Source organism: Streptomyces sp. NPDC058092, assembly GCF_042884935.1.
In the GTDB taxonomy this organism is placed as follows: domain Bacteria; phylum Actinomycetota; class Actinomycetes; order Streptomycetales; family Streptomycetaceae; genus Streptomyces.
Window position 1 is genome coordinate 131,837 of the sequence record NZ_JBHVSY010000022.1, and the last position, 20,401, is coordinate 152,237.

Annotated in this window: 15 protein-coding genes and 3 pseudogenes; 5 read left to right on the top strand and 13 right to left on the bottom strand. The window is 70.5% G+C overall.

Annotated elements, in window-relative coordinates:
- Positions 1-95: 95 nt before the first annotated feature.
- On the bottom strand, positions 96-1,640 hold the full coding sequence (locus ACFVV1_RS30330; RefSeq protein WP_389995674.1) for an MFS transporter: 1,545 nt from the start codon (positions 1,638-1,640) through the stop codon (positions 96-98).
- Positions 1,637-2,188 carry a TetR/AcrR family transcriptional regulator gene (locus tag ACFVV1_RS30335; RefSeq protein WP_389995677.1) on the bottom strand — a complete coding sequence of 184 codons (552 nt, stop codon included), beginning with the start codon at positions 2,186-2,188 and terminating at the stop codon, positions 1,637-1,639. The genes ACFVV1_RS30330 and ACFVV1_RS30335 overlap by 4 nt, the downstream gene beginning before the upstream one ends.
- Before the next feature lie 84 nt (positions 2,189-2,272).
- Here ACFVV1_RS30335 and ACFVV1_RS30340 point away from each other — a divergent pair, with 84 nt between their 5' ends.
- Positions 2,273-2,797, top strand: a complete 525-nt coding sequence (locus ACFVV1_RS30340; RefSeq protein ID WP_389995680.1) for a hypothetical protein — start codon at positions 2,273-2,275, stop codon at positions 2,795-2,797.
- Positions 2,798-2,836: 39 nt separating this feature from the next.
- On the opposite strand, the gene ACFVV1_RS30345 is transcribed toward ACFVV1_RS30340, so the two are convergent.
- The 4 genes from ACFVV1_RS30345 to ACFVV1_RS30360 form a co-directional block, all read right to left on the bottom strand.
- Positions 2,837-3,745 (bottom strand): sigma-70 family RNA polymerase sigma factor, encoded by a 909-nt coding sequence (locus ACFVV1_RS30345; protein WP_389995725.1) that lies wholly within the window; start codon positions 3,743-3,745, stop codon positions 2,837-2,839.
- 162 nt (positions 3,746-3,907) lie between these two features.
- The gene (locus tag ACFVV1_RS30350) at positions 3,908-4,918 is read right to left on the bottom strand and encodes an aldo/keto reductase (RefSeq protein WP_389995683.1); all 1,011 of its coding nucleotides are present in this window, start codon (positions 4,916-4,918) and stop codon (positions 3,908-3,910) included.
- A gap of 112 nt (positions 4,919-5,030) precedes the next feature.
- Positions 5,031-6,464 (bottom strand): argininosuccinate lyase, encoded by a 1,434-nt coding sequence (argH, locus tag ACFVV1_RS30355; protein ID WP_389995686.1) that lies wholly within the window; start codon positions 6,462-6,464, stop codon positions 5,031-5,033.
- A gap of 88 nt (positions 6,465-6,552) precedes the next feature.
- Positions 6,553-7,746: an argininosuccinate synthase gene (locus ACFVV1_RS30360; protein ID WP_389995688.1), complete on the bottom strand. Its 1,194-nt coding sequence runs from the start codon at positions 7,744-7,746 to the stop codon at positions 6,553-6,555.
- 231 nt (positions 7,747-7,977) lie between these two features.
- Here ACFVV1_RS30360 and ACFVV1_RS30365 point away from each other — a divergent pair, with 231 nt between their 5' ends.
- Together ACFVV1_RS30365 and ACFVV1_RS30370 are read left to right on the top strand one after the other, a co-directional pair.
- Positions 7,978-8,589, top strand: a complete 612-nt coding sequence (locus ACFVV1_RS30365) for a pyridoxamine 5'-phosphate oxidase family protein (RefSeq protein ID WP_389995691.1) — start codon at positions 7,978-7,980, stop codon at positions 8,587-8,589.
- Positions 8,590-8,645: 56 nt separating this feature from the next.
- On the top strand, positions 8,646-9,347 hold the full coding sequence (locus ACFVV1_RS30370; RefSeq protein WP_389995693.1) for a L,D-transpeptidase: 702 nt from the start codon (positions 8,646-8,648) through the stop codon (positions 9,345-9,347).
- 74 nt (positions 9,348-9,421) lie between these two features.
- On the opposite strand, the gene ACFVV1_RS30375 is transcribed toward ACFVV1_RS30370, so the two are convergent.
- The 5 genes from ACFVV1_RS30375 to argC are packed head-to-tail and all read right to left on the bottom strand — an operon-like array spanning position 9,422 to position 14,240.
- Complete coding sequence (locus ACFVV1_RS30375; RefSeq protein WP_266745179.1) at positions 9,422-9,958, bottom strand: arginine repressor; 537 nt, start codon at positions 9,956-9,958, stop codon at positions 9,422-9,424.
- Between the two features lie 10 nt (positions 9,959-9,968).
- On the bottom strand, positions 9,969-11,165 hold the full coding sequence (locus tag ACFVV1_RS30380; protein WP_389995696.1) for an acetylornithine transaminase: 1,197 nt from the start codon (positions 11,163-11,165) through the stop codon (positions 9,969-9,971).
- Positions 11,162-12,064, bottom strand: coding sequence for an acetylglutamate kinase (argB, locus tag ACFVV1_RS30385; protein ID WP_389995699.1), 903 nt, complete (start codon positions 12,062-12,064; stop codon positions 11,162-11,164). Before argB ends, ACFVV1_RS30380 begins: the two co-directional genes overlap by 4 nt.
- Complete coding sequence (gene argJ / locus ACFVV1_RS30390; RefSeq protein WP_389995702.1) at positions 12,061-13,215, bottom strand: bifunctional glutamate N-acetyltransferase/amino-acid acetyltransferase ArgJ; 1,155 nt, start codon at positions 13,213-13,215, stop codon at positions 12,061-12,063. Before argJ ends, argB begins: the two co-directional genes overlap by 4 nt.
- Positions 13,212-14,240 (bottom strand): N-acetyl-gamma-glutamyl-phosphate reductase, encoded by a 1,029-nt coding sequence (gene argC, locus ACFVV1_RS30395; RefSeq protein ID WP_389995704.1) that lies wholly within the window; start codon positions 14,238-14,240, stop codon positions 13,212-13,214. Before argC ends, argJ begins: the two co-directional genes overlap by 4 nt.
- A gap of 453 nt (positions 14,241-14,693) precedes the next feature.
- Here argC and ACFVV1_RS30400 point away from each other — a divergent pair.
- Positions 14,694-15,257 (top strand): annotated as a pseudogene (locus ACFVV1_RS30400) (transposase); the annotation flags it as partial.
- A gap of 604 nt (positions 15,258-15,861) precedes the next feature.
- Positions 15,862-17,998 (top strand): annotated as a pseudogene (locus ACFVV1_RS30405) (SpoIIE family protein phosphatase).
- Between the two features lie 121 nt (positions 17,999-18,119).
- Here ACFVV1_RS30405 and ACFVV1_RS30410 read toward each other — a convergent pair.
- A pseudogene (locus tag ACFVV1_RS30410) lies at positions 18,120-18,389 on the bottom strand (transposase); the annotation flags it as partial.
- Positions 18,390-18,660: 271 nt separating this feature from the next.
- Positions 18,661-19,827: a DNA gyrase subunit B gene (locus tag ACFVV1_RS30415; RefSeq protein WP_389995707.1), complete on the bottom strand. Its 1,167-nt coding sequence runs from the start codon at positions 19,825-19,827 to the stop codon at positions 18,661-18,663.
- Positions 19,828-20,401: the final 574 nt, after the last annotated feature.

Here is a 20,401-nt window from a genome sequence, read left to right on the forward strand (position 1 = left end):
CGCACCGCGCAGGATACGCGGATGGCCCGTACCCCGGTTGGCGGTACGGGCCATCCGCATGTCGTCCCGGCCCGTACGGGCCGGGACGCGGGCGGCTACTGGTGGACGATGCCCTCCTCCAGCTTCTGCCCGCGCAGCAGGAACCAGGCGGTGACGGCCGTCGCCAGCAGGACCGCCGCGCCGACACCCGCGGCGAGCCGCAGCCCGTCGACGAACGACTCCTGTGCGGCGGAGACCAGCGCGCTCGCCTGCTGCGCCGGAAGGCCGTGGGCCGCTTCGACGGCGCCGCCCAGCGATTCGTGGGCCGCTGCGGCGTTGGCGGACGGGACGCCCTGCGGGGTGGCGAAGCCCTGGTAGACGCCGGTGACGATGGAGCCGAGCAGGGCGATACCGAGGGCCGCGCCGAGTTCGTACGCCGTCTCGGAGACCGCGGCCGCGGAGCCCGCCTGCTCCTTCGGGACGCTGGAGAGGATCACATCGGAGGTGACGGTGAAGGCGAAGCCCGCGCCGACGCCGACGACCAGCATCACCGCGCCGATCAGCGGGTAGGCGGTCTCCTTGTGGATCAAGGTGACGACGGCGAGCGCCAGGCCGATCGCCCCGAGACCTCCGGACACCACCGACCGTACGGAGCAGCGGCGGGCCGCCACACCGGCGAGCAGTCCCGCGGTCACCGCGCCGATGGCCGCGGGCAGCTCGGCGAGCCCTGCCTCCAACGGCCCGCGCCCCTGGACCAGTTGCAGGAACTGGGAGAGGAAGAAGACCAGTCCGGACAGGCCGAGGATGGCCAGCAGATCGGCGAGGACCGCACCCGAGAAGCCCCGGTGGTGGAAGAGCCGCATGTCCAGCAGGGGCGCGGGGAGCGTGAGTTGTCTGCGGACGAACCAGCGGAGCGCGGCCAGGCCGCCGAGGCCCGCGACGGCGACTGCCCAGCTCGTCCCGTGCGCGGCCAGCTCCTTGACGGCGTATACGACGCCGATCATGCCGACGAGGGAGAGCGCCACGCTGCCCAGGTCCCAGGGGCCCGGCACCGGATTCTTCGACTCGGGGATCATCTTGACGCCGACGACCACCAGCACGGCCATGACGGGCAGGTTGATCAGGAAGACCGAGCCCCACCAGAAGTGTTCCAGGAGGAATCCGCCGACGACGGGGCCGACGGCCGCGCCCGCCGAGGCCATGGCGCCCCAGATGCCGATGGCGAGGCTGCGCTCGCGCGGATCGTGGAAGAGGTTGCGGATCAGGGCGAGCGTGGACGGCATCAGGGTGGCGCCCGCGACACCGAGCAGCGCCCGCGCCAGGATCATCATCTCGGGGGTGCTCGCGTACGCGTTGAGCACGGAGACCCCGCCGAAGGCGACGGCACCGCTCAGCAGCAGCTTCTTGCGGCCGACGCGGTCACCGAGGCTGCCCATGGAGACCAGGAGTCCGGCGATGACGAAGGAGTAGACGTCGCCGATCCAGAGCAGCTGGGTGCCGGACGGCTTGAGGTCCTCGGTGAGGAAGGGGGTGGCGAGGCCGAGGACTGTGGCGTCCACGGCCACGAGCAGCACGGCGAGAACGAGGACGGCCAGGGCGATCCACCGCCCCGGACGGCGCAGCTCTTCGGAGGTTTCCGCGTGCTGTTCGAGACTGCTCATTGCTCCACGCTCCGGCGTGCGCCGCCGAGCAGCAACTCGACGATCATGTGCTGGAAGTCCTGCCCGGCGACCCGGCCCGTCTGGACGGCCCAGGCGCCGGAGGAGATGAGCCCGTAGAGGGCCTCGGTCAGCCAGGCGGGCGTGAGGTCGATGCGGAACTCGCCGCGTTCCTGGCCGCGCCGGAAGAAGGCGGAGACCCGGGCGTCGAGCCGGCTCCAGCCTTCGTTCACCCCGTCGCCCTCGAAGAGCTGGTTCTCGGTGACGAGGAAGGAGAGGAGTCCGGCGCTCGGCTCGACGGCGGCGACCAGTCGGCGCAGCGCCTCCTCGGAGGTCCCCTCGTCGAGCGCCGCGGCGTCCAGAGCCGCTCCGAACTCCTGGATGCCCAGGTTCTCCAATGCCTTGACCAGGGCGTCCCGTCCGGCGAAGTGCCGGTGCAGGGTGGCGCGTCCGATGCCTGCGGCTCTGGCGACCTCGTCCATGGTGGCGGTCGATTTACGGGTCAGCAGGGCGGCTGCGCTGCGCAGCACCTGCTCACGGTCGAGAGTCATGAGACAACCATAACCCATGTGAGACATGAATGTCTCACAGCACGGCCGTCGCCCCCCGCCGACGCGAGAGAGGACCATGTCGGCATGAAGCCGCTGCTGCTGATCGACATCGACGGCCCGCTCAATCCGTACGCGGCACTGACGCGCCGCCGGGTTCCGGACGGCTATGCGCTGTATCTGATGCGGCCGACGGGGTGGGACTACGGGATGCCGCTGCCCGTCCTCCTCAACCCGGAACACGGGAAGGCGCTGCGCGGCCTGGCCGGCCGTTACGAGCTGGTCTGGGCGACGACCTGGAAGGACGAGGCCAACGAATGGATCGGGCCGCGTCTCGGACTGCCTCCGCTGCCGTACATCGACTGGCCGTCGATGCACGGCAGCGCGCCGGACGGCACGTACTGGAAGACGCAGTACGTGGTGGAGTACGCAGCGGGCCGGCCCTTCGCCTGGGTCGACGACGAGATCTCCGAGCAGGACCGGGAATGGGCCGCCGAGCAGGGGGCGGCCGAGGCTCTCCTGCGGTGGATCGATCCGTGGATCGGGCTGCTGCCGGCCGACTTCGAGGTGCTCGCCGCGTGGGCGGACGGCCGCCGGGGCGGCGGGGACTGAGTCCGCCACCCCGGTCGAGTCGCCGCCGCCCGCCCCGAGTCAGTCGTTGAGGACCGTCAGATCGAGGTCGGGCAGGCGGGCCGGATCGTTGACCACGAACATCTCGGTGATCTTCCCGCGCGCGATGGTGAAGATCATGACCGAGAAGCGACGGCCGTCGAGCGCCGAGATGACGGCCGGTTCCCCGTCGACCAGCGCGGGGAGCGACGACCGGGCGAACGGTGCGAACATCATCGCCTGGCGGGCCACGGTCGCGGCGCCCCGCACCAGGGACGGCGCACCGACGCCACCGGCTTCGGCGTCGGACCGCACGGCGACGTCCGGGTCGAGCACGGCGACGAGGGCCTCGAAGTCACCGCCGCGGGCGGCGGCCAGGAAGGCGTCGACGACTTCGCGCTTGCGGGTGAGATCGGGGTCCGGATCCGGGTCCACGCCCCGCACCCGGCGACGGGCCCGGCTGGCGAGCTGCCGGGCCGCGGCCGGGCTGCGGTCCACGATGCGGGCGATCTCGTCGAAGGGCACGGCGAACATGTCGTGCAGGACGAAGGCGAGCCGCTCGGCGGGGTCGAGCGTTTCGAGTACGACCAGCATCGCGAGACCCACCGAATCGGCCATCACCGCCTGCTGTTCCGGGTCGGCCTCCGGCTCGGCGCCGAGGACGGGGTCCGGGGCGTGGGCCTCGGGCGCGCGCGTGTCGAGCAGCTCCTCGCGGCGGGAGCGGCGGGAGCGGCGGGAGCGGAGCATGTCGAGGCACACCCGCCCGACCACCGTCGTCAGCCAGCCGCCCAGGTTCTCGATCGCCCGGCTGTCCGTACGGCTGAGCCGGATCCAGGCTTCCTGGACGGCGTCCTCCGCCTCGTTCGTCGAGCCGAGCATCCGGTAGGCCACGGCCTTCAGCTGGGTCCGGTTCCCCTCGAAGCGTTCGGCCAGGAACTCGCGCCCGTCCACCTCGCGTCCGTTCACCCCGCGTCCGTTCACCCCGCGTCCGCCCCACTCATGTCCGCCCACAGTCGCATTCCTCCGTAGTGTGCCGTCACTGCGATGACGAACCGGGCCCCACCGATGTGACAGGTGGATCAGCGCCCCTTCACCGGCGCCGGGCGCACCCGCTCAGCTCCACGGCAGCGTGGCGCGGTACCGCCAGTACGCCTCCGGCTCCTCCACGAGCGCGTCGAGCCGGGCGCGCCGCGCCTCGTCGAGGTCGACGACGGCCGCGTGCAGGTTTCCGGCGAGCTGATCGAGGGTCGCCGCGCCGGAGAGCACCACTGAGGCCCACGGCCGGTGCAGTACGAGTGCCAGCGCGATCGCGTCGCTGCCCACGCCGGCGTCGGCGGCGATCTCCTGGACCACGGCGGGGGCGTCCGTTCCGGCGAGCCGGCCGTTGGCCATGGCTTCCTTGACGATCACGGTGAGCCCGGCGTCATGGGCCTCGGCGAGCGCGGCTCCGGCCGAGGTCTCCAGGGCGTTGTAGGTGGCCTGGACGGTGCGGAAGAGCGGTTCGCCGTCGACGGTGACGGCGAGGGCGGCCCGGATGGCGTCGGCCTGGGCGGGTCCGCTGGTGGACAGCCCGACGCCGACCCCTGCCGCGGCGAGTTCGGCGAGCCGCGCGTGCAGCTCCTTGTCGGTGAGGGCCGGGCTGTCGGCGGTGACCGAGTGGATCTGGTAGAGGTCGAGCCGGTCCCCGAGCAGCGCGTCGGTCTCGGCGCGCTGGCGCAGATACGTGGCCAGGCTGTGGTCCTTGACCTCGTGCACCTCGGCTTCCACACTCCAGTCGGCGGTGTAGGTGTAGCCCCACTTGCTGCCGATGACGACATCGTCCGCCTCCGGGTGCGCCGTCAGCCAGCCGGCCAGGAACTCCTCCGAACGACCGTAGGAGCGGGCCGCGTCGAAGTAACGGACACCCTGCGCGTAGGCGGCGTCCAGCAGTTCGTGGGTGCGCCCGCGCAGCGCCTCGACGCCGCGGTCGGCGGGCAGATCGCAGTCGCGGTGCAGATTGATGTAGCCGGGCCTGCCGACCGCTGCCAGGCCGAGCCCGATGTGGGCGGTCGGAGTCTTCGCTGTGGCCGATGGGGCCTCCCCTGGCCGAGCGAAGCCGAGAGCTCGGGGAAGGTCGAAAGGCATCGTGGGCTCCTCGTCGATCGGGTGCGCTCCCCCGTCAACGTAACTCAGCTCCCGGAAACCGGAAGGCGGGGAGCGTACGACCGCTCCCCGCCCCGAAGCCGCCTGCGCGCCGTCAGTTCTTCGCGGTGGCCCACGCCTGCTGGACGGCGAGGTCGGCCTTGACCTCGGCGAGCTGGACGGCGACGGCGGACGGGGCCGTACCGCCGCGACCGCTGCGGGAGGCGAGGGCGCCGGGCACGTCGAGGACCGTGCGGACCTCGGGGGTGAGGTGCTCGGAGATCTTCGCGAACTGCTCGTCGGTCAGCTCGTCGAGCTCGATGCCCTGCTGCTCGCACGTCTTGACGCACTCGCCCGCGACCTCGTGGGCGACGCGGAACGGCACGCCCTGCTTGACCAGCCACTCGGCGACGTCGGTGGCGAGCGAGAAGCCGGCCGGGGCCAGCTCCTCCATGCGCTCGCGGTTGACGGTGAGGGTGGCCATCATTCCGGTGAAGGCGGGCAGCAGGACCTCGAGCTGGTCGCAGGAGTCGAAGACCGGCTCCTTGTCCTCCTGGAGGTCACGGTTGTACGCGAGCGGGAGGGCCTTCAGCGTGGCCATCAGGCCCGTCAGATTGCCGATCAGCCGGCCGGACTTGCCGCGGGCCAGCTCGGCGATGTCCGGGTTCTTCTTCTGCGGCATGATCGAGGAGCCGGTGGAGAAGGCGTCGTGCAGGGTGACGAAGGAGAACTCCTTCGTGTTCCAGATGATGACCTCCTCCGCGATCCGGGAGAGGTTCACGCCGATCATCGCGGTGATGAAGGCGAACTCGGCGACGAAGTCGCGGGAGGCCGTACCGTCGATGGAGTTGGCGACGGAGCCGTGCTCGAAGCCGAGGTCGGCGGCGACCGCTTCCGGGTCCAGCCCGAGGGACGACCCGGCCAGTGCGCCGGAGCCGTACGGGGAGACCGCGGTCCGCTCGTCCCACTGGCGCAGCCGCTCGGCGTCCCGGGACAGGGACTGCACATGGGCCAGGACGTGGTGGGCGAAGAGCACCGGCTGGGCGTGCTGCAGATGCGTACGGCCGGGCATCGCGACGTCCGGGTGCGCCTCGGCGAGGCCGACCAGGGCGCCCTGGAGCTCGGCGATCAGACCGCCGATGATCCGGGCGTGGTCGCGCAGGTACATCCGGAAGAGGGTGGCGATCTGGTCGTTCCGCGACCGGCCGGCGCGCAGCTTGCCGCCCAGGTCCGGGCCGAGGCGTTCCAGCAGGCCGCGCTCCAGCGCGGTGTGCACGTCCTCGTCGGCGACGGTGCCGGTGAACGAGCCGTCGGCGACGTCGGCCTCGAGCTGGTCGAGACCGGCGATCATGCGGTTCAGCTCGTCCTCGGTGAGCAGACCCGCCTTGTTCAGGACGCGCGCGTGGGCGCGGGAGCCGGCGATGTCGTACGGCGCGAGCCGCCAGTCGAAGTGGACGGAGGCGGACAGCTTGGCCAGCGCCTCGGCCGGACCGTCGGCGAAGCGGGCGCCCCAGAGGCGTACGTCGCTGTTGCCGTTGCCGTTGCTCACTGCATGCTCCTCGGAAGAACAAGGGGGTGGATGTGCGACCGCCTCCCCGTGCGAAGGGCCGGGGAGGCGGTGACGTAACTACTGGGGGTCAGGCGAGGTCACGCTTCGCGGCGATCTTCGACGAGAGGCCGAAGATCTCGATGAAGCCCTGCGCCTTGGACTGGTCGAACGTGTCGCCCGAGTCGTAGGTGGCGAGGTTGAAGTCGTAGAGCGACTGCTCGGACTTCCGGCCGGTGACGACGGCGCGGCCCGCGTGCATGGTCATCCGGATGTCACCGGTGACGTGCTGGTTGGCCTCGTCGATGAAGCCGTCCAGGGCGCGCTTGAGCGGGGAGAACCACAGGCCGTCGTAGACCAGCTCGCCCCAGCGCTGCTCGACCTGCCGCTTGTAGCGGGCCAGCTCGCGCTCGACGGTGACGTTCTCCAGCTCCTGGTGGGCGGTGATCAGCGCGATCGCGCCCGGGGCCTCGTACACTTCGCGGGACTTGATGCCGACGAGACGGTCCTCGACCATGTCGATCCGGCCGATTCCCTGGGCGCCGGCCCGCTGGTTCAGCTGCTGGATCGCCTGGAGGACGGTGACGGGCTTGCCGTCGATGGCGACGGGCACGCCCTCCTTGAAGGAGATGACGACCTCGTCGGCCTCGCGCGGGGCGGCGGGGTTCTCGGTGTACTCGTAGATGTCCTCGATCGGCGCGTTCCAGATGTCCTCCAGGAAGCCCGTCTCGACGGCCCGCCCGAAGACGTTCTGGTCGATGGAGTACGGGGACTTCTTGGTGGTCGCGATCGGGAGGTTCTTCTCCTCGCAGAAGGCGATCGCCTTGTCCCGGGTCATCGCGTAGTCACGGACCGGGGCGATGCACTTCAGGTCGGGGCCGAGCGCGGAGATGCCGGCCTCGAAGCGGACCTGGTCGTTGCCCTTGCCGGTGCAGCCGTGGGCGACGATGCCGGCGTTGTGCTTGTTGGCGGCGGCGACGAGGTGCTTGACGATGGTCGGCCGGGACAGGGCCGAGACCAGCGGGTAGCGGTCCATGTAGAGGGCGTTGGCCTTGATCGCCGGGAGGCAGTACTCCTCGGCGAACTCGTCCTTGGCGTCCGCGACCTCGGCCTCGACGGCACCGCAGGCGAGTGCGCGCTTGCGGATGACGTCCAGGTCCTCGCCGCCCTGGCCGACGTCCACGGCAACGGCGATGACCTCGGCGCCCGTCTCCTCGGCGATCCAGCCGATGGCGACGGAGGTGTCCAGGCCGCCCGAGTAGGCGAGTACGACGCGCTCGGTCACGGGTTTCTCCTTACGGTGCAATCACTGATGGGTATAACTATGCAGTCCTCCGTATGCTTTGTCAAAGGCGCAGGTGGGAGTGGCGTGTCACGGGGCCCTCGCCAGCGGAGATCAGCGGCCACGAAGACTGCGAAGCGGTGCGGCGGCGGTTGCGGGCGGCGGGCCCGTACCGGCATCCCACCAGCTGAAATGGCCCCGGCCACGCCGGAATTGGCGACGATAATGGCCGCCATGGGAAAAACGTACGAGCGAATCGACGGACGGATCAGGACCTTCATCGAGGAGCAGCACATCTTCTTCACGGCGACGGCGCCCCTGGACGGCGAGGGCACGGTCAACCTCTCCCCCAAGGGCGTCAGCGGCTCGTTCGCCGTCGTCGACGAGCTGACCGTGGCCTATCTGGACTTCGCGGGCAGCAATGCCGAGACCATCGCCCATCTGCGCGAGAACGGCCGCATCACGCTGATGTGGTGCGCCTTCCAGGGGCCGCCGAACATCGTGCGGGTGCACGGTCGCGGCGAGCCGGTCTTCCGTGACGATCCGCGGTTCGGCCCGCTGCTCGGCCACTTCCCCGACGTGGACCCCGGCCCGCACGGGCTGCGCGCCATCGTCGTGGTCAGGGCCGAGCTGGTCCGGGACACCTGTGGATTCGCCGTGCCGTTCATGTCGTACGACGAGGACCGGCCACTGCACGCCCAGCGCTTCGCCCGCGAGGACGACGCGTCGCTCAGTGGCTACTTCGAGAAGAAGGAGCACGTCGCGACGAGTATCGACGGGCTGCCGGGGCTGCCGCTCCCGCTGCCGGCCATGCCGGGCGCAAAAGGAGACGTGGTAGGGAATTGAGCCGTCCGGAGCAGATCCGGAGGTGACGCCCCGCCGGGGGGTCTAGCGTCCGTGGCATGCGCAGATCTCTGGTGATCGGTTCGGTACTGCTCGCGCTGGCGGGCTCGGTCGCGGCCCGGCCCGCCGCGGCGCCGGCTCTCCCGGAACGGCTCGCCGACACCGGCGGCGGCACCCAGCTGATCACGGCCGAGGCGCCGGCCGCGGGGTCCATCACAGGTACCGTCACCTGGTGGAATCTACGCCGGGGCACCTGGGTGAAGGGCGGCTCCACCCCGGCCCGGTTCGGTGCAAAGGGCCTGGCCGAGGGGGTGTCACGCAAGCAGGGCACCGACACCACACCCACCGGCCTGTACGACCTGCCGTTCGCCTTCGGGATCAAGGTGGCACCGGCCGGCACCGTCCACCCGTACCGCCGGGTCGACAACCGGTCGTGGTGGTGCCAGGACGACCGGGCGCGGTCCTACAACCGCTGGGTGGAGCCGCGGCCGGCGGACTGCCGGGCGAGCGAGGCGGAGCACCTGATCGCGTATCCGACGCAGTACGCCCGCGCGCTCGTCATCGGCTTCAACTACGCGCGGCCGGTGCGGGGGCGCGGCGCCGGGATCTTCCTGCATGTCAACGGGCTCGGCGCGACCGCCGGTTGTGTGTCCGTACCGGCGGCCGCGATGGACCGGATCCTGGACTGGGTGGATCCGGCCCGCCGTCCGCACATCGCGATCGGGACCCGTTCGGGACCGCTCGCGATCACGCGCTACTGAGACCGACCGGCAATTTTCCCGCGCCGCCCCCGATTGCGGTCGGTCCGAGGCGCCCCGGACCGGCTCCGGCCCGCTCAGCGTTCTTTCTGGGCCAGTCGCAGCAGGTGGTCGGCGAGCGCCTGGCCGCCCGCCGGGTCACGGCTGATCAGCATGAGGGTGTCGTCGCCCGCGATGGTGCCGAGGATGTCGTGCAGTTCGGCCTGGTCGATGGCCGAGGCGAGGAACTGGGCCGCGCCCGGCGGGGTGCGCAGCACCACGAGGTTGGCCGAGGCCTCCGCCGAGATGAGCAGTTCGGCGGAGAGGCGCCGCATCCGCTCCTCCTTCGCGGACCCGCCCAGCGGTGCCTGCGGGGTGCGGAATCCGCCCTCGCTCGGCACCGCGTAGATCAGCTCGCCGCCGGTGTTGCGGATCTTCACCGCGCCCAGCTCGTCCAGATCGCGGGAGAGCGTCGCCTGAGTGACGCTCAGCCCGTCGTCGGCGAGGAGCTTGGCCAGCTGACTCTGCGAGCGCACCGGCTGCCGGTTCAGGATGTCCACGATCCGGCGGTGGCGTGCGGTGCGGGTCTGCGGCACGGACGGCCCGCCGTGCTCGGTCTCCTGCGCCTCGGTCATCGTCGTCGCCTCATTCTCCGGATCGTCCGTCCCCTTTTGCCGCGTCGAGAGCGCCCGGCAGCGCCCGGAGGAACGCGTCCACCTCCGTGTCACCGATGATCAGCGGCGGCATCAGCCGCAGCACATCGGGGGCGGGTGCGTTCACCAGGATTCCGGCTCCCTGAGCCGCCTGTTGCACCTGAGGCGCGAGGGGCTCGGTGAGCACGATACCCAGCAGCAGCCCGGAGCCGCGGACATGGGAGACCAGAGAGTGCCCGAGACCCTCCACTCCGTTCCGGATCTTCTCGCCGAGCTGCTTCACCCGGTCCAGGGCGCCGTCGGCCGCCAGGGTGTCCAGGACGGCGAGACCGGCGGCGCAGGCGATCGGGTTGCCACCGAACGTCGTGCCGTGCCGGCCCGGCTTCAGCAGGTCGGCCGCCGGACCGAACGCGACGGTCGCACCGATCGGCAGTCCGCCGCCGAGGCCCTTGGCGAGGGTGACGATGTCGGGCTCGACGCCCTGGTGGGCCTGGTGCTCGAACCACTGGCCGCAGCGGCCGATACCGGTCTGCACCTCGTCGAGGACGAGCAGGGTGCCGGTGGCCCGGGTGATCTCGCGGGCGGCTTCCAGGTAGCCCCTGGGCGGCACGACCACACCGTTCTCGCCCTGGATGGGCTCGATGATCACCAGGGCGGTGTCGGTGGTCACGGCGGCCCGCAGCGCCTCGGCGTCCCCGTAGGGGACATGGGTGACATCGCCGGGCAGCGGTTCGAAGGGCTCGCGCTTCCCGGGCTGGCCGGTGAGCGCGAGTGCGCCCATGGTCCGGCCGTGGAAGCCGCCGTCGGTGGCGACCATGTGGGTCCGCCCGGTCAGTCGGCCGATCTTGAAGGCGGCCTCGTTGGCCTCGGCGCCCGAGTTGGCGAAGTAGACCCTGCCTTCGCGGCCGAAGAGCTGGAGCAGCCGTTCGGCGAGGGCGACGGGCGGCGGCGCGATGTAGAGGTTGGAGACGTGGCCGAGGGAGGCGATCTGGGTGGAGACGGCCTCGACGACGGCGGGGTGGGCGTGGCCCAGCGCGTTCACCGCGATACCGCCGACGAAGTCGAGGTACTCGGTGCCGTCGGCGTCCCACACATGGGCGCCCTCGCCTCGGACGAGGGACAGCTGGGGGGTGCCGTAGTTGTCCATCAGCGCGTGGCTCCAGCGCTGCGAGAACTCCTGGTTGCTCATGAATCCCCCTCTGCGTCGGGCACGACCATCGTGCCGATTCCTTCGTCGGTGAAGATCTCCAGCAGGATCGAGTGCTGGACCCGGCCGTCGATGACACGGGCGGTCTCGACGCCGTTGCGCACGGCGTGCAGGCAGCCCTGCATCTTCGGGACCATGCCACTGGACAGCTCGGGCAGCAGCTTCTCCAGCTCGGTGGCGGTGAGGCGGCTGATCACGTCGTCGCTGTTGGGCCAGTCCTCGTAGAGGCCCTCGACATCGGTGAGGACCATCAGCGTCTCGGCGTTCAGCGCGGCGGCGAGTGCGGCGGCCGCGGTGTCGGCGTTGACGTTGTAGACGTGGTTGTCGTCGGCGGAGCGTGCGATGGAGGAGACGACCGGGATCCGGCCGTCGTCCAGCAGCGCCTGGATCGCCCCGGTGTCGATGGCGGTGATCTCGCCGACCCGGCCGATGTCGACGAGTTCGCCGTCGATGATCGGCCGGTGCTGGGTGGCGGTGATCGTGTGGGCGTCCTCGCCGGTCAGGCCGACGGCGAGCGGGCCGTGCTGGTTGAGCAGGCCGACGAGCTCGCGCTGGACCTGTCCGGCCAGCACCATCCGTACGACGTCCATGGCCTCGGGCGTGGTGACGCGCAGACCGGCTTTGAACTCGCTGACCAGGCCCTGCTTGTCGAGCTGGGCGCTGATCTGCGGGCCGCCGCCGTGCACGACGACGGGCTTGAGGCCGGCCTGGCGCAGGAAGACGACGTCCTGGGCGAAAGCCGCCTTCAGCTCCTCGTCGATCATGGCGTTGCCGCCGAACTTGATGACGACGGTCTTGCCGTTGTGCCGGGTCAGCCAGGGCAGCGCCTCGATGAGGATCTGAGCCTTCGGGAGTGCGGTGTGCTTCCGCGCCGGGGTCATGAGCTGTACGCGCTGTTCTCGTGGACGTAGTCCGCGGTGAGGTCGTTGGCCCAGATGACGGCCGACTCGGTGCCTGCTGCCAGGTCGGCGGTGATCCTGACCTCGCGGTAGCGCATGTCGACCAGGTCGCGGTCCTCGCCGACTCCCCCGTTCTTGCAGACCCAGACGCCGTTGATGGCGACATTCAGCTGGTCGGGCTCGAAGGCGGCCTTCGTCGTACCGATCGCGGACAGGACGCGGCCCCAGTTGGGGTCCTCGCCGTGGATGGCGCACTTCAGGAGGTTGTTACGGGCGATGGAGCGGCCCACCTCGACGGCGTCGTCCTCGGTCGCGGCGTTGATGACCTCGATCCGGATGTCCTTGGAGGCACCCTCGGCGTCACCGATGAGCTGCCGGGCGAGGTCGGCGCAGACGGTCCGTACGGCCTCGGCGAACTCGCCCTGGTCCGGGGTGATTCCACTGGCGCCGGAGGCCAGCAGCAGGACGGTGTCGTTGGTCGACATGCAGCCGTCGGAGTCGACCCGGTCGAAGGTGGTGCGGGTGGCGGCGCGCAGCGCGGTGTCCAGCGCCGGGGCGGCCACATCGGCGTCGGTGGTGAGGACGACCAGCATGGTGGCGAGGCCCGGGGCGAGCATGCCCGCGCCCTTGGCCATGCCGCCGACGGTCCATCCCTCGCCGCCCGCGACGGCGGTCTTGTGGACGGTGTCGGTGGTCTTGATCGCGATGGCGGCCTTCTCGCCACCGTGCTCGCTCAGCGCCGCGGCGGCGGTCTCGATGCCGGGCAGCAGCTTGTCCATCGGGAGCAGCGTCCCGATCAGTCCGGTCGAGGCGACCGCGATCTCTCCCGCGCTGTGGCCGGGGAGGACCTCGGCGGCCTTCTCCGCGGTGGCGTGGGTGTCCTGGAAGCCCTGTGGGCCCGTACAGGCGTTGGCACCACCGGAGTTGAGCACGACGGCGCCGACTTCGCCGCCCTTCAGCACCTGCTCCGACCAGAGGACGGGGGCGGCCTTGACACGGTTGGAGGTGAAGACGCCCGCGGCGGCGTGACGCGGACCGTTGTTGACCACGAGGGCCAGGTCCGGGTTACCGCTCTCCTTGATTCCCGCGGCGATGCCCGCCGCGGAGAACCCCTGTGCTGCCGTGACACTCACGGTGCGACTCCGATCGTGGAAAGACCTGTGTCCTCGGGGAGTCCGAGGGCGATGTTCATGCTCTGCAGGGCGCCGCCGGCGGTGCCCTTGGTGAGGTTGTCGATGGCGCTGATGACGATGATCCGGCCCGCCGCTTCGTCGTACGCGACCTGGATCTGCACCGCGTTGGAACCGTGGACGGCCGCCGTGGCGGGCCACTGCCCCTCGGGGAGCAGGTCGACGAACGGCTCGTCGGCGAACGCCTTCTCGTACGCGGCGCGGAGGGATTCGGCGCTCACGCCCGGCTTCGCCTTCGCGCTGCAGGTGGCGAGGATGCCGCGGGGCATCGGCGCCAGGGTCGGCGTGAAGGAGACGGTGACCGGTGCGCCGGCTGCCGCGCTGAGGTTCTGGATCATCTCGGGGGTGTGCCGGTGGCCCCCGCCGACGCCGTACGGGGACATGTTGCCCATCACCTCGGAGCCGAGCAGATGCGGCTTGGCCGCCTTGCCCGCCCCGGAGGTGCCGGACGCGGCGACGATCACGGCCTCGGGCTCGGCCAGCTGGGCCGCGTACGCCGGGAAGAGCGCGAGCGAGACGGCCGTCGGGTAGCAGCCGGGCACCGCGATGCGCTTGGACCCCGCCAACGCCGAGCGTCCGCCCGGCAGTTCGGGCAGACCGTAGGGCCAGGTCCCGGCGTGCGGCGAACCGTAGAACTTCTCCCAGTCCGCAGCGTCCTCGAGCCGGAAGTCGGCGCCCATGTCCACGACGAGCACCTCGTCGCCGAGCTGCTCGGCAACGGCGGCGGACTGGCCGTGCGGAAGGGCGAGGAAGACGACATCGTGGCCGGCGAGCACCTCGGCCGCGGTCGGCTGCAGCACCCGGTCGGCCAGCGGCCGCAGATGCGGTTGCAGCGCACCGAGCTTCTGCCCCGCGTTGGAATTGGCGGTGAGGGCCCCGATCTCGACCTGGGGGTGGACCAGCAGGAGACGGAGCAGTTCCCCACCGGCGTATCCGCTCGCCCCTGCCACTGCTGCACGTACCACCATCGAAATCCTCCTCGTCGATGGCATGACTATACGCAGCGATGCACTTTTATGCAAAGCATGCAGCCATCGCGGCGGGTCCCTTGTGTGACATAGCGCCGTAGTTGGCCAGTTAGCGGTCTAGTTGGCCGGCGTGAGCGCCGAAGTTGGCCGCAGGGTAGTGAGTGCGGAGCTTTGAGTGACGAATTTCGCGAAAGTTCGGCAGGAGTGCCCGGCCGACCTGTGGGCTGAGGGCATGGCTACTGCCTCCGATCAGCCCCTTTCTGTGGTGGGACCGGTGTGGTCCCACAACTGCACCTTCGACGATCTCGTGGTCTCTTTCGCTGTCCCGGAAGCGACTGACGCGCTGGACACCGGCGCGGGTTGGGCACAGAGGTGGACGGCCAAATGGCGGGCTGGTCAGGGAGAGGTCGTCACTCCTGTACGCGATCTTGCCGCGTTTGAGTGGCCTTCTTCGCGGCCCGCCGGATCGTCGGGCTCGTGCTCGACCAGATCGCCGTCGACGGCTCCATCACCAAGGCCCCCGGCGGCGGAGAAGCGGCCGGGCGCTCGCCGGTCGACCGCGGCAAACAGGGCCTGAAACGCTCCGGCATGACGGATGGCTATGGGATCCCGCTCGGCAGGGTCCTCGCCGGAGCGAACCGCCACGACTCTCCGCTGCTGGCTCCGACCCTGGACCTGCTGGTGGACCTGGGACCGCTGCCCGAGGCCATCACCGTGCACCTGGACGCCGGCTACGACTCGGACAAGACCCGCGCCGAACTCGCCGCGCGCAGTCTGCACGGCCGCATCGCGCACAAGGGCGAGAAGGTACCGATCCAGGCGAGCCAGCGGTGGCACGTCGAGCGCACCCACGCCTGGCAGAACGCCTTCCACCGGCTCGCCCGATGCTACGAACGCCGTGTCGCGGTCATCGACGCGTTCTTCGACCTCGCCGATACGATCATCACCGTCCGTAGCCTGCTCCGCAGGGCGTGGACGACCCACCGCTGGGACAACCGTCCGAACCGCCGCCCATGAGCGAGTGCCGATCTACGCAGCGTCCGAGTGCAGCAGTTTGGGCATCTTGATGCCGACATGATCGGTACGTATGCCTGCCGACGTATAGGTACGGCCGCCACCGCCCCGGGGGACGTGTGCAGCACGTCGTCACGGCAGTAGAGCATATTTTCCCTATATGGGCGACGATCGGTATATGGGTGACGATCGGTGTGGCTGGTGCGGAGCTCCACTGCCGGAGTCGGCAGGCCCGGGTCGGCGGTATTGCCGTCAGGCGCATCGGCAGGCGGCCTGGCGAGCCAGGCATCGCTGGCAGGCGGCGGCGGAGGCGCGGCAGGCGCTGGTGTTCGCGGAAGCGGATCTCCTGACGCAGGTGCAGGCCGCAACCCAGCAGGCGAGCGACTCGCGCCCGGGGCGAGGAGCGGAGGGCGGCCATGTTGCCGCGGTGGCGGAGGTGCCCGGGTTGGCCGGGCAGCTGGTGCGCTGTGCGGTGTTGGCGGACCGACGAACCGGGGTGAGCTGGGCGCAGATCGGTGCTGGCCTGGGCATCAGCGCGGAGGCGGCCAGATGCCGCTTCAGGCGCCTGGAGGGATCCCTGCCTGGTGCCGCTCGGGAGGGTGAGAGCATGAGGGACCTTGCCGGCTTCGGCACTGGCACAGGCTCGGGCACGCATCTACTCTGCGTCGCTTTGGACCAGTTCATGCGGGAGACAGACGCTTCCGGGGGCCTGGTATACCTGCTGCCGCCGGGCGAGCGGGTGCTGCGGCTGGCGATGCTGAGGGGGGTTCCCCGAAAGATCGCCGCGCACTGGACACAGGTGCCGCTGGCGGCCCGCACCCCGGCGACCGACGCTGTGCGCGAGCGGCGTCTGGTGTGGATAGGCGGCCAGGAAGAGATGGCGCGGCACTACCCGCAGATGGCGCTCGCGCTGCCCTACCCCTTCTCGGCGGCCGCTGCCCCGATCACCACCGGCACCGCCGTCTGGGGCGCGCTGGTGGTGCGGTGGCCCAGCTCGCATCCATCGACGCTGACCCGACACGAACGCAACGCGGTCCGTACCTCGTGCCGCCGCCTGGGCCTTTTCCTGCGGCAGGCCGCCGACAGCGGCCACCCGCTGCTGCCCGGGTCCGAGCCGCAGGTCCTGCGCCCCCCTGCGTGCCCGCGCTCGCGGGCCGACCCAGGAGGCGGCAGCGGCGGACTTCGCCGAGCGCCTGCCCGGAGGATGCTGCACCTTGGACCTTGACGGCCGGATCACCTTCATCACAACCACCGCCGCCGACCTCCTCGGCGCCAGCGCCGTCGACCTGCTGGGCGTCCTGCCCCGGCAGGTCCTGCCGTGGCTGGACGACCCAGTCGTCGAAGACCGCTACCGGGCCGCGGTGCTCAGCCAGGAGTCCACCTCCTTCACCGTCCTACGCCCACCGGACCGGTGGCTGTCCTTCCACCTGTACCCGGACGTCTGCGGCATCAGCGTCCGGATCGCCCCGGCCTCCCCGCCCCCTGCCTCGGAGACGTCAGAGGTTCTGCACCCCGCACCGCCGGCCGCACCGGGCCGGTCGACCGCCCACCACCACCTGATGCACCTCGCCGCCACGCTGACCGAGGCCGTCGGGGTCATGGACGTGATCGCCCGGATCGATGACCTGATCCCGACCGCCTTCGAGGCCCAAGCCCTCGCCCTGATGATCGCCGAGGAGGGCCGGCTGCGGATCATCGGTTACCGCGGCTACACCGCCGAACTCATGGACCGCTTCGACGGCACCCCCCTGGCCTCGGACACCCCTGCCGTGCGTGTCCTGACCAGCGGCGTCCCCAGCTTCTACGCCACCTTCGCGGACCTCAAGCGCGCTCATCCCCCCGCCGTCCTGCAGGACGGCAAGGCCGCCTGGGCCTTCCTGCCCCTGATCACCTCCGGCCGCCCCGTCGGCTCGCTGGTCCTCGCGTACGACCGGCCGCATCCCTTCACGCCCGAGGAACGAGCTGTCCTCACCGCGACCGCCGGGCTGATCGCCCAGGCCCTGGACCGCGCCCGCCTCTACGACACCAATCAGGCTCTCGCCCACAGCTTGCAAGCCAGCCTGCTGCCCCAAGCACTGCCCCGCGTCCCCGGCCTGGACGTGGCCACCCGCTACCTCCCCACCGCTCACGGCATCGACGTCGGCGGCGACTTCTACGACCTCATTCATCTCGACACCGACCTCGCCGCCGCAGCAATCGGCGACGTCCAAGGCCACAACGTGAACGCCGCCGCCCTCATGGGGCAGGTCCGCACCGCCGTCCACGCCACCGCCGGCGCATCGCCCGGCCAAGTCCTCGCCCGCACCAACCGCCTGCTCACCGACCTCGACCCCGGCCTGTTCACCAGCTGCCTCTACGCCCAGCTCGACCTGGCACGCCACCGCGCCTGCCTGGCCACCGCCGGCCACCCACCCCCACTCCTGCGCCACCCCGACCTACACACTGAGATCCTTCCGCTGACGCCTGGGCTCCTGCTCGGCATTGACCCCGCGGCCGACTACCCGGAGACCGACATCCCCCTACCGCCCGGGGCCGTGCTTGCCCTGTACACCGATGGACTCGTCGAAACCCCCGGCATCGACATCGAGGACGCCACCGCCGACCTCGCCGCCCAGCTCGCACAGGCCCAGGGCCAGACCCTGGACGCCCTCGCCGACACCCTCATCCACCACGCCCAACGGTCCGCCCCCCGCAACGACGACATCGCCCTGCTCCTCATCCGGCCTCAACAACACGGCCGCTGACACCAAAGGCCCGCCCGGCTCGGCGGGGCTCCAGGCTCCGCCCCGCCGACGCCGCCGGGCTCGGTGAAGCATGCCTCACCGCCGATCGGAGCCGGTGGAAGGCGTTCTGCCAGACGTGCGCGATCTGTTTGAGTCGGGCGAAGACGCCGAGCCGGATCCACTCGTTGCGGCGGTTGCGGATCGTGGTCGCCGAGCAGGTCGTGTCGGAGACCGCCTGGTAGGAGCAGCCAAACCGCAGGAGCTGGAGCAGCTTGTCGAACACGATCCGGTCGCTGATACGGCGGCGGTGGCAACCCAGCGGGTGGGCCGGATCGACCGCAGGGCGCTTGGGCAGCAGTGCCGCGAATTGATCCCAGAGCGGGTCGGTCAGCCATGATGGAAGGACGGGCACAGATCTCCCCAGTGGTCACAGAGCGTCGCAGCTCCATGATCACCGGGACCTGTTCCCACCTTGTTGCCGGGGCTGCCCACACCGCCTATCTGCGCGAGCTCTTAGTCACACCTTTTGTGACTTAGCGCTGTAGCGGAACAGGATCGTCATCGCCCCTGGCGACTCCCGGTCCATGACCCTGATCCCCGAGAAGTGCGAGGGCCCGGTCAGCAGTGCCCTGCCGGCGCCCCCGCCGGGCGTCCGCGCCGCTTCGCATGGCTCTGCGGGCTGTTCAGTCCTGGTGAGTGTTCCGGAGGATTCGGTCGACGACCTGTGCGGCGTGCTTCGGCTGCTCCTTGAGCCAGCTGCCGAGGTGTTCGCGGACAGCCTCCCCGACACAGCCGCGTACGTCGGTGTTGCCCAGCAGCTCGTGCGTGGCGCCGAGGTATTCGGGGTGTTCGAGTTTCACCGACACGACTGCCGTGAGGCCATCGTTGATCCGGTCGGCCCAGGGAGCGTTGTCCCCCGTCAGCAGCCCTCGTTCACGCGCGTACGCGGTGACCGCCGCCGCCACTCCGTCTCGGAAGCCGTCCACGTGCGTGCCGCCCTGGCGAGTGGCCCGGCTGTTGGCGAAGCTGCGTATTCGCTCCCGGCAGGAGCCGCTCCACAGCAAGGCCACCTCCACCGTCCCCGCCATACGCGGATCCTCGTGCTCGAAGCCGATGACGTCCGGATGGAGGGCGGCCCCCGTTTCCGCGTCGAGGGCGGCCACGAAGTCCCGCACGCCGTCCGGAAACCGGAAGCTCACCGCCCGGGCCCCGCCCGCCGGGCGTTCGTCGGTCAGCGAGATCCCCAGGCCCCGGTTGAGGAAGGCCACCTGCCGGAAACGCTCCGCCAGCACGGCGAACGAGCACCACGTCGTTTCGAAGACCTCGGTGTCGGGCCAGAAGGCAATGATCGTCTTGCTTCCGGCCATCGGCCCCGTGGCGGCGGGCTGGGCGGCCGCGACACCGCGCGCGTACTCCTGGACCCGGCAGGTCCCCCCGCGCTGCACCTCGGCCGTCAGTCTGCTCGACAGGGCGTTGGCTACGAAGAGCCCCGCATGGCCGCCATGGCTCACGTGCGCGATGTGCCGACCACCGCGCTCGGCGGCGGACATACCGGTCAGCAGGGCTTCGAGACCGCGGCCGCCGGTGTCCCCGTCGGCCGCGAAGGGACCCCCAGGCCCATTGTCGGCGACCCGCACGCCGCCGTCGTGGGTCAGCGTGACATCGACGGAGCCGCCTTCGCGGCCGGCCAGGACACGGTTCACGGACCAGCCCACGACCTGGAGCACCAACTCGTGCAGCCCGTGTTCGCTCGTCGAGCCAACCCACATACCGGGCCGTTTCCGAACGGCTTCCCGCCCCTCCAGCGCCTCGATCCTGACAGCGTCGTACCCCATTCTCTTCCCACTCACGAAGACCCCTCCCATGGTGTTCGGCAGATCTCCGCAGCCTATGCAGGATCCATGAGAACACCAGGCCAGAGGCATTCCGGCGAAGCTGTGGGCGGGTGGGTGAGAGCGTGCCGGGAAGTAGTTGGCCCAGGTGCCGTAGACCACGCCCGGAACATGGCCGCGGCCCCGGCGAAGCCGCGTACGCCCTCACTCCGGGCACCCCTGAGGCTTCCAATTCCATCGACGACGGGCAGACAGCACGCGAAGCTCCAGGCGGACACGGGTGATCTTGTTGACAATCCGCCTACGAGCAGCTTCGTAGTTCCCCATGCGTGTCCAACTCGTGGCCAGTGCCACAAGAATCGACACCGACTGGGGCCGGGTCTGGAGCGTCATGCGCATCCTCAGCGAAGTCCACGGAGCGGAGAACGTACGCCTAGAAGACCGCTGAAAATCTTGTCGAGAGGTTGTCCGGCCGTAGGCCGGACGGCCCCTTTTGCTATGCGGTGGCCGGGGCGAGATGCCAGGTGTTGTTGGTGCGGGTGAGTTTGAGGGTGATCAGTCGGCGGAGGTTGAGGGCGGCGGCGCGGTGGTG